11 protein-coding genes are annotated in these 12,332 nt (G+C 67.1%); 7 read left to right on the top strand and 4 right to left on the bottom strand.

Annotated elements, in window-relative coordinates; all coding sequences use genetic code 11:
• Positions 1–31 precede the first annotated feature (31 nt).
• Positions 32–340: a hypothetical protein gene (locus tag ACXC9Q_RS40165; protein WP_328524217.1), complete on the bottom strand. Its 309-nt coding sequence runs from the start codon at positions 338–340 to the stop codon at positions 32–34.
• Between the two features lie 252 nt (positions 341–592).
• On the bottom strand, positions 593–2,371 hold the full coding sequence (locus ACXC9Q_RS40170) for a bifunctional metallophosphatase/5'-nucleotidase (RefSeq protein ID WP_457062123.1): 1,779 nt from the start codon (positions 2,369–2,371) through the stop codon (positions 593–595).
• 138 nt (positions 2,372–2,509) lie between these two features.
• Here ACXC9Q_RS40170 and mshD point away from each other — a divergent pair, with 138 nt between their 5' ends.
• The 3 genes from mshD (at position 2,510) to ACXC9Q_RS40185 (ending at position 5,174) form a co-directional block, all read left to right on the top strand.
• The gene (gene mshD, locus ACXC9Q_RS40175; RefSeq protein ID WP_457062125.1) at positions 2,510–3,427 is read left to right on the top strand and encodes a mycothiol synthase; all 918 of its coding nucleotides are present in this window, start codon (positions 2,510–2,512) and stop codon (positions 3,425–3,427) included.
• 206 nt (positions 3,428–3,633) lie between these two features.
• Positions 3,634–4,245, top strand: coding sequence for a DUF6318 family protein (locus ACXC9Q_RS40180; protein ID WP_457062268.1), 612 nt, complete (start codon positions 3,634–3,636; stop codon positions 4,243–4,245).
• Positions 4,242–5,174, top strand: coding sequence for a PKD domain-containing protein (locus ACXC9Q_RS40185; protein WP_457062127.1), 933 nt, complete (start codon positions 4,242–4,244; stop codon positions 5,172–5,174). The genes ACXC9Q_RS40180 and ACXC9Q_RS40185 overlap by 4 nt, the downstream gene beginning before the upstream one ends.
• 165 nt (positions 5,175–5,339) lie before the next feature.
• On the opposite strand, the gene ACXC9Q_RS40190 is transcribed toward ACXC9Q_RS40185, so the two are convergent.
• Positions 5,340–6,749, bottom strand: a complete 1,410-nt coding sequence (locus ACXC9Q_RS40190) for an IS1380 family transposase (RefSeq protein ID WP_457062129.1) — start codon at positions 6,747–6,749, stop codon at positions 5,340–5,342.
• 110 nt (positions 6,750–6,859) lie between these two features.
• The gene (locus tag ACXC9Q_RS40195; RefSeq protein ID WP_457062131.1) at positions 6,860–7,915 is read right to left on the bottom strand and encodes an alpha/beta hydrolase; all 1,056 of its coding nucleotides are present in this window, start codon (positions 7,913–7,915) and stop codon (positions 6,860–6,862) included.
• A gap of 107 nt (positions 7,916–8,022) precedes the next feature.
• Here ACXC9Q_RS40195 and ACXC9Q_RS40200 point away from each other — a divergent pair, with 107 nt between their 5' ends.
• The 4 genes from ACXC9Q_RS40200 to ACXC9Q_RS40215 all read left to right on the top strand — a co-directional run bounded on the left by ACXC9Q_RS40200 (position 8,023) and on the right by ACXC9Q_RS40215 (position 12,198).
• Positions 8,023–10,182, top strand: coding sequence for an RNA degradosome polyphosphate kinase (locus tag ACXC9Q_RS40200; protein ID WP_457062133.1), 2,160 nt, complete (start codon positions 8,023–8,025; stop codon positions 10,180–10,182).
• Between the two features lie 9 nt (positions 10,183–10,191).
• A complete protein-coding gene (locus ACXC9Q_RS40205; RefSeq protein ID WP_457062135.1) occupies positions 10,192–11,070 on the top strand; it encodes an NUDIX hydrolase in 879 nt (292 codons plus the stop codon).
• A 128-nt stretch (positions 11,071–11,198) separates the two neighbouring features.
• On the top strand, positions 11,199–11,672 hold the full coding sequence (locus ACXC9Q_RS40210; protein WP_457062137.1) for a bifunctional nuclease family protein: 474 nt from the start codon (positions 11,199–11,201) through the stop codon (positions 11,670–11,672).
• 280 nt (positions 11,673–11,952) lie between these two features.
• Entirely contained in the window at positions 11,953–12,198 is a 246-nt protein-coding gene (locus ACXC9Q_RS40215; protein WP_457062139.1) for a hypothetical protein, read from the top strand.
• Positions 12,199–12,332: the final 134 nt, after the last annotated feature.

The following is a 12,332-nucleotide window of genomic DNA, read 5'->3' on the forward strand; positions in this document are numbered from 1 at the left end:
GCCAGCGGCTGACCCCTGCTCGACGGCTGAATCAGAGGAAGAACTTCAGCAGCACGAAGGCGAGTGCTACAGCGGTCGTCAGCGCCGCCTTCCCCGACCCGAACCCCCGCCGGAACGCGGTCACGAACACAGCTACCGTCAGCGGAACCAGCATCACCAGCAACGTGATGCCCGCCGCGTGAACCCCCACATGCGCCCGCCCGGTCAGCACCAGTCCCACCACGAACGCGAACGTCAACCCGAGCCAGGTAGTGACCTGGATCGGCCCATCCTCACTGCGATGCCCGCGATGCGACGCCCGGGCCGCACGGCGATGCGAAGTCGGAGCAACGTGCGACATCGGTCACCTTCCGAAAAGAACCGAATACGCAAGGTAGCAGCAACCTCACACGAACGTAAAAGCCACAACCTGCGCCCACCGGACAACGCGACTCACAAACCCCAGGAGCCTCAGAAGCCCCACCTGCAACGGGACTCGCGGACCAACTGAGCCGCCTGACGCAGCCGCCCCCGCTCGAGGCCGGTACGCCGCGCACAACGGCGTACCGGCCGGGTCACGGCGTACCGACTGATGCGGCGTACCGGCTGGTTGTCAGGAGCCGATGGAAATGCGATCCGTGGCGACCGGGGTGTAGGGGTCGTGAGCGGTCAGGTAGTTGGCGAAGGCGTCGATGTCGAGGCCGCCGAAGAACTTGTTCGTCGCGGTGGTGAAGGCGGGGAAGCCGTCGCCACCGTCGGAGAGGAAGTTGTTCGTGACGATGCGGTACGACGTTCCGTCCACCAGCGGCTGGCCGGCGATCTTGATCGAGTCCGCGACCACCTTCGAGCCCGCCGCGGCGGCCGGGTTCCAGGTGTAGGTGATGCCCGCGACCTGGAGCACCTTGAACTTCGGCGCCTCCGGACCGTTCACCCCGGAGAACTGCTGCTCCAGCAACGCCTTGATCTGCGTCCCGGTCATGTCCATCGACACCAGGAAGTTGTTGAACGGCTGCACGGTGAACGCCTGCCCGAAGGTGACCTGGCCGTTGGTCGACGCCAGGTCGGCACGGATGCCGCCCGGGTTCATGAACGCGACCACCGGCGTCTTCCCGCCCGTCACGACCGACGGATCGGCGAGCTGAGCGTCCGCGATCAAGTTGCCCAGTGGCGACTCGAGCGAGTCGTCGTTCGTCCGCACCACCGACGGCGTGGTGATGTGGCCGATCACCTTGTTCGCGATCGGGTCGACCAGCGTCTTGTACTTCGCGAGCAGCTCGGCCGTCTTGCGGTCCTGCACCACGTCCTGGGTGACGATCTGGTTGTTGGCCAGCGTGTTCACCCGGTCGACGTCACCGGTCGCGTTGTTGATGCTCAGCCGGACCTCGGTCACGAGCCGGCCGAACGACGAGGCACTGGTGACGAGCCGCGGCTGCTTGGCGCTGTCCAGCAGGGAGCAGTTGTACGCCTGGTGGGTGTGGCCGGAGATGATCGCGTCGATCTCAGGGTCCAGTCCCGCGTTGATGTCGACCACCGGACCCGAGATGCCCGGGCAGCTGTTGTACGCCTTCGGGTCGGCCGGGAAGCCGCCCTCGTGCAGCAGCACGACGATCGACTTCACACCCTTCTTCTTCAGGATCGGGACCAGCGCGTTCGCCGTCTCGACCTCGTCCTTGAAGGTCAGCCCCTCGACACCGGACTTGGTGACGATGTTCGGCGTGTTCTCCAGCGTCATGCCGATGAACGCGACCTTCTGACCGTCATCGAAGGTCTTGATCGTGTACGGCGCGAACAGCGTCTGCTGCGTGTTCTCGAAGAACACGTTCGCGGACAGGTACTTGAACTTGGCGCCCTTGAACGGGTGCTTCGCGTCCGGGCAGGAGTTCTGGTTGTTCTGCCCGTCGCCGTCCGGCAGGCAGCCGCCGGTCTGCATCCGGAGCAGCTCGTGCCAGCCCTCGTCGAACTCGTGGTTGCCGACCGAGGCCGCCTCGAGGCCCATTCCGTTCAGCGCCTCGATCGTCGGCTCGTCGTGGAACGCGGCCGACAGCAGCGGCGAGGCGCCGATCAGGTCACCGGCGGCGACCGTGACGGAGTCCTGCCCCTTGGCCTCAGCGGCAGCGCGCAGGTCCTTCAGGTGGGTCGCGAGGTACGCCGCGCCGCCCGCCGGGATGCCGTTGATGTTGCCGCTCGAGCCCGTCGCCGGCTCCAGGTTGCCGTGGAAGTCGTTGATGGCGAGCAGTTGGATCTGGGTGTGCGTCGGCTTGGGTTTCGCCGGCGCCGCCTGGGTCACGGTTCCCCCCGTGGCCATGGCGAGCACCGCGACCGTCCCGGCGGCGAGCAGGCCAACGGCCCGTCGTCCCCCCAACCGCGTCTTGTCTCGTCCTGTCAGGGCCATGTCTACTCCGTCGTCGTGGCGGTCACCGCGGGTGGCGGTCCCGCGAAAAGCTCCGCGGTGCCGCGAAAATTACCCGGCCCGGCGTGACCCCGCCAAGGACTTGAGCATGAACTGACCAGGACCTTTTACGGTATTCCCGTGACTCTCGAAGCCGTACCCTCACCGTTGCCCTCGGCTACTGCCGCCGCCGTCACGGAACTCGCCCGCTCAGCAGCACAGAGCGACGGCGTCCACCCACTCTCCGAGCGCACCCTGCTCCACCTCGACGGCGAACACCCAGGCGACCTGCACGTACTCGCGTACGAGGGCGAGCCGGGCACGATCGAGGTCACCGGCCTGCAGAGCGCCCGAAACCTCATTGGGTACGGCGCTCTCGCACCAGATGGCTCGGCCGAGTTGGTGGTCACCCCAACAGCCAGACGCCATGGCACCGGTACGGCGCTACTCCGCATGCTGCTCGATCACGGCGGCGACCGGATCCGCGTGTGGGCACACGGACGACTGCCTGGCTCCGACGAGTTGGCGAATCGACTCGGTCTGGAGGTCACACGAGAGCTGTACTTCCTTCGCCGTACCAGGGCATCTCTCCCCGACCCGGTGTGGCCGGACGGGATCGCCGTACGGACGTTTGTGCCCGGACAGGACGACGCGGCCTGGCTGAAGGTGAACAGCGAGGCCTTTGCGGACCACCCCGAGCAGGGCAGCTGGACGGCGGCTGACTTGGCAGAACGCCTGCAGCAGCCGTGGTTCGACCCGAACGGCTTCTTCCTGGCCGTGGACTCCAGCACCGGAGCTCTGGCCGGCTTCCACTGGTCGAAGGTCGAGGACGGCGTCGGCGAGGTCTACGTGGTAGGCGTCTCCCCCACCCACCAGGGCAGCGGCCTGGGAAAGGCCCTCACCCTCCAAGGCCTCCACCACCTCCAGGAAGACCGCGACCTCGACACCGTCGTCCTCTACGTAGACGGCACCAACACCGCAGCACGGTCCCTCTACAACGCCCTCGGCTTCACCACAGCCGCCCTGGATGTCCAGTACGCCCCCTCCAGCGCCCTGTGAACGACATCACAGCGAAACCACTCCCTCACTTCACGTCATAATCCGCCGGCCGGCCCGTCCCATCACCAACCAGGAGCCGTCCGCGCCTCTAACCCCCCAGCCGGACGGCTCCTGGCCCCCACCACTTATCCACACCTGCACCTTTGACATCCCCACCCGCTCCCACCCCCGACTACGATCAGGTCGACTACGGAGAGGTGACGAAGGTGACTAACCGCAACAGGCCAGCCGCCCCGCTACTGACCTGCCTGGCAACAGCCCTGCTCCTAACCGCCTGCACCTCCAAAAGCCCCGAAGCCGGCCGCCCCAACACGAGTCCGCCGACCGGGTCGAACTCTCAGACAGCCACGTCTGCGCCGTCTGCCAGCGGACAACCGAGCTCGCCCACGGGTCCTCCGGGGCGACCTGCCACCGCAAACGGTCTCTCGCTGGCCGCTGCTGAATCGTTCGTCCGGCACTACATCGACCTCATGAACTACGCGTCGCGGACCGGCGACGGCGCTCCACTCCTCGCAGCGAGCGAGGCCGGCTGTGAGGGCTGCAAGCAGTACGCCGACTTCGCAGCGAAGGTCAACGCTGCCAATGGGGGCCTCAGCGGTGACTACGTCGAACGTGTGACCGAGGTGAGCGAGCTGATCCGCAGAGAGAGCGGTCGCCTCGCCGGCTCCGCAAACGTGACCGTTGGTTCGTACACGACGAAGGATTCGCCATCGGCGAAGGCGGTCACAAGCAAGCCTGGGAGCTACGCAGAACAGATCGCATTGTCGCCCAATGGGGGCAACTGGATCATGTACGAGATCAAGCTCGCAGCCCGATGATTACCAAGATCCGAAGGGCGCTGATTGCCGGATTGGCCGTCGGGCCACTGATCTTGCTCGGAGACCCGGCGCATGCCGCGCCCGGAGTAGAGGCGGCGCCGGCGAGCGCTGTAACAGCCAAGCCTTCGCCGAAGCCGAAGAAGCCGAAACCACCGGCTACAACTGGGACGCCCGAGCGCGAGGGGTTGCGCCTCAAAGGCACGACTAAGCACCAGAGTTCCCGGCTGGACGAAGACCCGCCGCCGAAACCCAAGGGTGCGAACCAACCGAACCGAGTATCGAACTCTGCTCCACCGAGGGAGCGGAGGGCTGGAACCTCTGAAACAAGCCGCCGCGATTTTCGCCTCAACATCGGGATTTGTGGGCGGGTGCAGCCGGATGGGACCGTGCCTGGGCCGAACTGGTGTCAGCCGGTGGTGCCTCAGGAGACGACGGCTGCTCGGCGGAGGTTGCCTGTGGTTGTGCGGGCTCGGCCTCAGGATGTGACTTGGGGGCAGGTATTGGCGGAGTCGAAGGTGGTGTTGTTTCCGGAGTTGGCGGTGAAGGTGCAGCCGCGGGGGCGGACGTTGGTGAATCTTGACACCATCGTTTACACCGATGAGAGCAAGGTGTCGACGACCACCATTACTTTGCTGGGGTTCCCCGTTGCGGTTGAAGCCACGCCGATCAGCTATACCTGGAATTTCGGTGACGGTACGCCGGCGTTGACGACCAGTACGCCTGGTCAGCCCTACCCGTCGAAGGAGATCACGCACAAGTACATGAGGCGCGGCGCAGTCAGTCTGACCCTGACGACCAACTATGCGGCCCGTTTCAACGTCGCCAATACCGGGTGGCAGTACGTCGACGGCACCGTCCCGGTCACCGGCCCCGCCACTCCATTGCAGGTCCGTGAGGCGGTCCCGGTATTGGTGGATCCGCCTAACTAGCCCGGATCTTTCGTGACTCCGTCGTGCGCTGCGGTGTCGGCTTGGGAGCGCGGTGTGCGGGGTTGATTCTTACAGTCGGGTAGGACGGGGACCCGAGTGTCGTCTCGGGTGGGCGCCGGTTCCACGGGCCGGGTTGTGCGATCGCAGTGATGGGTGGGGGTGTGGCTAGCCGGGTGTGGTGAGGGCGCGGAGCTGGGTGAGGCCGGTGTGCAGCAGGGTGGTCCAGGCTGCGTTGCGGGCGAGGTGCACGATGGTGCGGCGGCCGGTCCGGGCGAGCCTTGCGGCGGTCGAGAACAGCCGCAGGCGTAGGCGTTTGGGTTCCCACCGGCGCGCCTCATGGGTGGTGCCGTCGGTATCGGTGAACGCGAGTAGCTGCATCCAGGTGGTGAGTTCGCAGGCCAGGGCGACGATCGCGCACCAGATCTGGTTCTGAGCGAAGTCGTGCAGTGGCAGGTTCCTGAGTCCGGTGTCTTTGGCGCAGCGGATCCGGTCTTCGGCGCGGGCCCGGCGGCGGTGGCGTAGTTCGAGATCGGCGAGTTGCCCGCGGGGCGTGTTGGTCGCGAACGCGGTGATCCGGTGCCCGTCCACGTCGGTGAGGCGCAGTTGGGCACCGGGGTGGGGGCGTTCCTTGCGGACGATGACCCGCATCCCGGCCGGCCATTTCGACAAGTTGAGCAGGGCGGTGACGTCGGCGACCCAGGCACCGTCGCGGACCCGGCCGTCGCTGTCGATCGCCGGTGTCCAGGCCTGCTTCGGGATCCGCGGCAGCGCCTGGGCGAAGTCGTCGGGCAGGGTGAACCCGACCGAGTACGACAACCGCTGGGTGACGAGCCAGTCGAGGAACTCGTGGGTGCAGCCGGCCGCGTCGGTACGGATCAGCACCTTGCGTCCGGGCCGGGTCCCGGCCCGATAGGACGGTAGCTGTTTGAGGGCGTCGCGGACGACGGTGATGTGGTCGGCGGCGGTGTTCGATCCGGCATTGCCGGGCCGCAACATGACCGCCAGTGGTTCACCGGATCCGTCGGGTCCGTGGTCGACGAACGCGCACAAGGGGTGGAATCCGTAACCCCGCTTGAAGGTTGGCGCCGCACCCTGCTTGTCGCTGTGCGCACCCACCAAGGTCGCGTCGAGGTCGACGATCAGCGGATCACCGCCATCGCGACCGGCGTCGGGTGCGTGGCCACCGGCCAGCGCCCACACCCGCGCCCGAGCCACGGCCCTCGCAGCGTTGATCGCTTTCAGCGCCCCCTCGACGCCGCCGGCCAGCGCATCGACTGTCCGCGACACCGTCGGATCCGAAGCGACCGGACCGAACAGGCTCGCCTCGCCACGCAGTACCGCGATATCGGCAAGGCAGTCCCCACCCAACCCGAGCATGATCGTGAGATCGGTGACGACCTTGGCCGGATCGTGCCTCGCCAACGGTTTGCGCCACGGCGCCAACTCCCGCGACAACTCCGCGACCAGGCCGCTGACCCGGACCGCCTCGATGAGCAACAGGCCACCAGCCTGCGACACCACACCCGAACCGGCCGCATCAACGCGGACACACGGATACAACCCGGTACTCTTCACCTCGAAGGTGCTCCTCGATTGCGTACGACATGGTCCTAGACAAACCACATCGTCGCTGGTCAGGAGCACCTTTCAGTTCAAGGACACGACATCACCATGAAAGCCCCGGGCTAGTGCAAGGCGGATTTCAGGTGGTTTGCGAGGTGGGTGTGGGCTTCTCGGGTTGTGCCGGGGATGTTCAGGAGGTTGGCGTAACCGTGGGTCAGGGAGGGGTGGGGGACGTGGGTGAGGTGGTTGCCGGCGGACATGAGGGCTTGGGCGTAGTCGTTGCCTTCGTCGCGGAGGGGGTCGAAGCCGGCGGTGGTGAGGTATGTGGGGGGTAGGCCGGTGAGGTCCTCGGCCAGCATCGGGGAGACCAACGGGTTCGGGCGGATCAAGGGGTCCGGCGTGTAGTGGTCGCGGTACCAGATGATGTCGTCCTCGGTGAGGATGAAGCCCTCGGGGAAGAGGTCCCGGCTGGGGCGGCGGCCGACCAGGTCGAGGCCTGGGTAGAGGAGGACCTGCAGGGCGGGCTGCGGGAGGTTGCGGCGCACGGTCTGCTGGGCGACGACCGCGGCCAGGTTGCCGCCGGCGCTGTCGCCGCCGACCGCGACCAGGGACGGATCGACGCCGAGGTCCTCGGCATGCTCGACGGCCCAGGTGAAGGCGGCGATCGCGTCCTCTGCGGCGGTCGGGGCCGGCGCCTCGGGAGCGAGGCGGTAGTCGACCGCCAGGACCCTGATGCCGGCATCGGAGGCCAGCGCCCGGCAGAGCGGGTCGTGGGTTTCGAGGTCGCCGACGACCCAGCCGCCGCCGTGGAAGAAGACCAAGAGCCCGCGGCCGGCGTCGCGCGGGACGTACAGCCGGGCGCCCAGCTGGCCGTCGGCGCCGCGAACGGTCAGCTCGGTCACGCGCTGTAGTCCGACCGGCCGTCCGGCAACGAGCATGCACAGGTACTTCAGGTGCGCTCGGGCCACGGCCGCGTCGGATTTCGTTGTATTCGGCAACAAGCCTTTTACCCGGAGGAGCAGCTGCAGCTCGGGGTCGAGCGTGTTGCCGTCGATCTGGATCGGCGGGCCGGCCAGCCGGCGCCGGACGGCGGTCGGCAGCGCGAACAGCGGGGTCAGGGCGTTCGCCTGTACGGCGGCCACCGCGCCTCGGAGCGCCGAGTCCAGTCGTGGGTTCACAAGGAGTGACGCTAGCAACAGCGACCACGGACACGGGCGTCGAGGCAACGGAAACGTCACATCCAGGGACCCGCGAGACGGCTACCCCTTGTTCACCAAAGGATGGGATGCTGGTTGATGTGGCTGGAGACTTGCTGGCGTCGCATAACCGGGAGTACGACGTCGAGCCGCCGTACGACATCGCGGCGGCCGGCGACCTTCCGGCTGACCGTTTTTCCGATCGCGAGCTGAGCTGGCTCGCGTTCAACCAGCGAGTCCTCGAACTGGCCGAGAACGACCGGATTCCGCTGCTCGAGCGGGCCAAGTTCCTGGCCATCTTCGCCAGCAACCTGGACGAGTTCTACATGGTCCGGATCGCCGGTCTGAAGCGCCGGATCGCGGCCGGTGTCGCGGTGCGGGCGGCCAGCGGGCTGCTGCCGCGCGAGGTGCTCGACCGGAGCCTGAGCCGCAGCCGCGAGCTGATGGACCGGCAGGCGGAGACCTGGCGGAAGGTGGTCCAGCCGGCGCTGACCGAGCAGGGCATCGACATCCTGCGGTGGGACGAGCTCGAGCACAGCGAGCGCGAGGAGATGACCCGGTTCTTCCGGGACCGCGTCTTCCCGGTGCTGACGCCGCTGGCGGTCGACCCGTCGCACCCGTTCCCCTACATCTCCGGCCTGAGCCTGAACCTGGCTGTCGTGGTCCGCAACCCCGACAGCGGCGGCGAGCATTTCGCCAGGGTCAAGGTGCCGCCGCTGCTGCCGCGGTTCGTGCGGGTCGCCGAGGGCCGGTTCGTCCCACTTGAGGACGTCATCGCCACGCACCTGGGCCAGCTGTTCCCGGGCATGGAGGTCACCCAACACCACACCTTCCGGGTCACTCGCAACGAGGATCTCGAGGTCGAGGAGGACGACGCCGAGAACCTGCTGGCCGCGCTCGAGAAGGAGCTGCTGCGCCGCCGGTTCGGTCCGCCGGTCCGGCTCGAGGTCGAGGAGTCGATCGACCCCCAGGTGCGGGCGCTGCTGCTGTCCGAGCTGGGTGTCACCGAAGCCGAGGTGTTCGAGCTGCCCGGCCCGCTGGACCTCCGCGGCCTGTTCACGATCGCGAGCCTGGACCGGGCCGAGCTGAAGTACCCGGGCTTCGTGCCGTCGACCCATCCGCACCTGTCGGAGGTCGAGACGGCCAACCCGGCGGACATGTTCTACGCCCTGAAGCAGCGCGACGTCCTCGTGCACCACCCGTACGACTCCTTCTCGACGAGTGTGCAGCGGTTCATCGAGCAGGCCGCCGCCGACCCGCATGTGCTCGCAATCAAGCAAACGCTCTACCGGACCTCCGGTGACTCACCGATCGTGGACGCGCTGATCGACGCCGCCGAGTCCGGCAAGCAGGTGCTGGTGCTGGTGGAGATCCAGGCCCGCTTCGACGAGCAGGCGAACATCAAGTGGGCCCGTCAGCTGGAGCACGCCGGCTGCCATGTCGTGTACGGCGTGATCGGCCTCAAGACGCACTGCAAGCTGTCGCTGGTCGTGCGCGACGAGCCGGACGGCCTGCGCCGCTACGCTCACATCGGCACCGGCAACTACCACCCCAAGACCGCCAGGCTGTACGAGGATCTCGGTCTGCTCACCAGCGACAAGGTCGTCACCGAGGACATCGCGCATCTGTTCAACCACCTGTCCGGCTTCGGTCGCAGCGCCGGCTACCGGCGGATCCTGGTCGCACCCCAGTCGGTACGGCGGGGGCTCGTGGAGCGGATCGAGCGAGAGATCCAGCACCACCTGGCCGGCCGGCCGGCGAGGGTCCGGATCAAAGTGAACAGCCTGGTCGACGAGGCCCTGAGTGACGCGCTCTACCGGGCGTCACAGGCCGGCGTACCCGTGGAGCTGTGGATCCGTGGCATCTGCACGATCCGGCCCGAAATCCCGGGCCTGTCCGAGAACATCAAGGTCCGCAGCATCCTGGGCCGGTTCCTCGAGCACAGCCGCGTGTTCCTGTTCGAGAACGGCGGTGAGCCGGAGGTGTGGATCGGCTCGGCCGACCTGATGCACCGCAACCTGGACCGCCGGGTCGAGGTGCTCGTGCAACTGAAGGAGCCCGATCACGTCACCGAGCTCGACGAGATGTTCAACCTGGCCATGGACGAGGGCACTGGCTCGTGGTGGCTGCACTCCGACGACACCTGGCAGCCCAGGCTCACCGGGCCGGACGGCGAACCACTGCGCGACCTTCAGGAAAGACTCATCGCCACGCGTGGGCGACGGCGAACAGCAGACCCCATTCCGTAGGGTGAATTCATGAGCAACCCGGCGACCGTCATCGCCGCGGGTGGTGTCGTCTGGCGCGAGAGCCGCGGCACCAGGCAGGTGCTGCTGGTGCACCGGCCGCGGTACGACGACTGGTCCCTCCCGAAAGGCAAGCTGACCGCGCACGAGCACGTACTGCTCGCCGCACGACGTGAGATCGAGGAAGAGACCGGCCTGAAAGTCATACTCGGCCCACCGCTCGGTGTGCAGCGCTATGTGGTCCGGAAGAACGGCAGCACCGCGCAGAAGCTGGTGCACTACTGGTCTGCCACAGCGGCCGACGACAGCGCCTTCGAGCCGAACGACGAGGTGGACGAGATCACCTGGCTCCCGGAGGACAAGGCCCGCGGCAAACTCAGCTATCCGCGCGACGTCGAGATCCTGGATGAGCTCGACCGGGTGATCCCAGTCGTCGCCACGTTGGTGGTGGTCCGTCATGCCGAGGCCGTGAAACGGAAGGACTGGAACGGCAAGGACAACGCTCGTCCGCTCACCCACTCCGGTGCGGCGGTCGCCGATCGGCTCAGCGACGTTCTGGCCGCTATCGGGGCCGACCGGTTGATCAGCAGTGACGCGGATCGGTGTGCCGCGACCCTGACGCCGTACGCCGTCTCGATCGATCGGCACATCCACTTGTGGCCGGAGATCTCCGAGCGTGGGTACGACGCCGATCCGGACGGCCTGCGTGGACTGGGCGAACGGGCGTGGAAGCCGGGCAAGGTGACGGTGGTGTGCTCACATCGGCCCGTGCTCCCCGCGCTGGCCCGCGAGCTCGGGCTCAAGGTCGGAAAGTTCGCCACCGGGGCCTTTCTGGCGGCGCACCGACTGGCCGACGGCAGCGTGGTTCACGAGCGATTCGGTGCACCGTGACACGGGTCGGTGACGATCCAGGCACAGGAGATGGTGTCTCCGGGTGACACTGGAACTGACGGGTATGTTCCTGTTCGAGGAGCCGGCGCCCTACCGGGTGCCGGTCTGAGGAGAGGTTCGGGCGCACCATGACGATGATGCGAGAACTGACACTGATCGGGATCCGGATGGAATCGCCCAACCGGGCCCCGGTGATGATGCTGCGCGAGACCGAGGGCTACCGCTACCTGCCGATCTCGATCGGCTCGGTCGAGGCGACTGCGATCGCGTACGAGGAGCAGGGCCTGCGTCCGTCGCGGCCGCTCACCCATGACCTGATGCGCGATCTGATCCAGGCGTTCGGCGTACACATCGAGGCGGTCGAGATCGTCGAGCTGCGCGACGCCGTCTTCTACGCCGAACTCGTGCTCGCCAACGGCGCCCGGGTCTCGGCCCGGCCGAGCGATTCGGTCGCCCTGGCCGTCCGTCTCGGTACGCCGATCCGCTGCACCGAACGGGTACTCCGCGAAGCCGGTGTCGCCACCCCCGAGGAGGAACAGGCCGAGCTGGAACGCTTCCGCAAGTTCCTCGACGGCGTCGCCCCAGAGGACTTCTCCAGCTGATTGCAGGAAGCTGCAACGAAGGTGAGGAAACTCGTTGCGACTGCCCCGGATGCGCTATTTTCTAGCGCGCTGACGGCAGGGGTGACCGCCAGGCGTCCAGACCTGGGGATCCCCGCATGCGAAAAGCCGTCCTGGCGACGTCGATCGTCGCCGCCCTGCTCGCGTCGACCAGCTCGAGATCATCCTGACCCCGGCTTCCTCGACCACCGCACGCTCCTCCAAGACCCTGGCCAACTTCGCTGTGGCCGGGTTCAACCTGACGAGTGCGCAGGTCGGGCAGATGGTGAAGCTGACCGTTGATGTGCGGCCCACGGGCACGGTGAAGGGTGCGTTGCAGCGGTGGGACGGGAAGTACTGGCGGAGTGTGCTGACGGTGCCGGTGACGAAGGGGAAGGCGGTCATGTACGTGCGAGCCGCCGGGCGCGGCACGAAGACGTACTACCGTGTGGCTGTTCCGAAGATGTCGTACTACGGGTTGCCGATCGAGACCACCGGGAGCCGGTCGTTCACGTTGGCGGTGCGCTGAGCGTTACCGAAACGTGAGCCAACAGGCGATTGGATCGACGGAGAGTCACAGCACCTAACTCAGTTCACCTGTTGGCCGCCTGGCGGCACGCCAAGCGTCGCACACCCTACCGGAACCGTTCACCACTCGTTCAC

The sequence above is a fragment of the Kribbella sp. CWNU-51 genome (genome assembly GCF_054073265.1).

What these genes read in the sequence shown, in the direction of transcription:
- ACXC9Q_RS40165 (WP_328524217.1), bottom strand. Translation starts at nt 340, where the DNA reads ATGTCGCACGTTGCTCCGACTTCGCATCGCCGTGCGGCCCGGGCGTCG.
- ACXC9Q_RS40170 (WP_457062123.1), bottom strand. Translation starts at nt 2,371, where the DNA reads ATGGCCCTGACAGGACGAGACAAGACGCGGTTGGGGGGACGACGGGCC.
- ACXC9Q_RS40185 (WP_457062127.1), top strand. Translation starts at nt 4,242, where the DNA reads ATGATTACCAAGATCCGAAGGGCGCTGATTGCCGGATTGGCCGTCGGG.
- ACXC9Q_RS40200 (WP_457062133.1), top strand. Translation starts at nt 8,023, where the DNA reads ATGCTGGTTGATGTGGCTGGAGACTTGCTGGCGTCGCATAACCGGGAG.
- ACXC9Q_RS40205 (WP_457062135.1), top strand. Translation starts at nt 10,192, where the DNA reads ATGAGCAACCCGGCGACCGTCATCGCCGCGGGTGGTGTCGTCTGGCGC.
- ACXC9Q_RS40210 (WP_457062137.1), top strand. Translation starts at nt 11,199, where the DNA reads ATGACGATGATGCGAGAACTGACACTGATCGGGATCCGGATGGAATCG.
- ACXC9Q_RS40215 (WP_457062139.1), top strand. Translation starts at nt 11,953, where the DNA reads ATGGTGAAGCTGACCGTTGATGTGCGGCCCACGGGCACGGTGAAGGGT.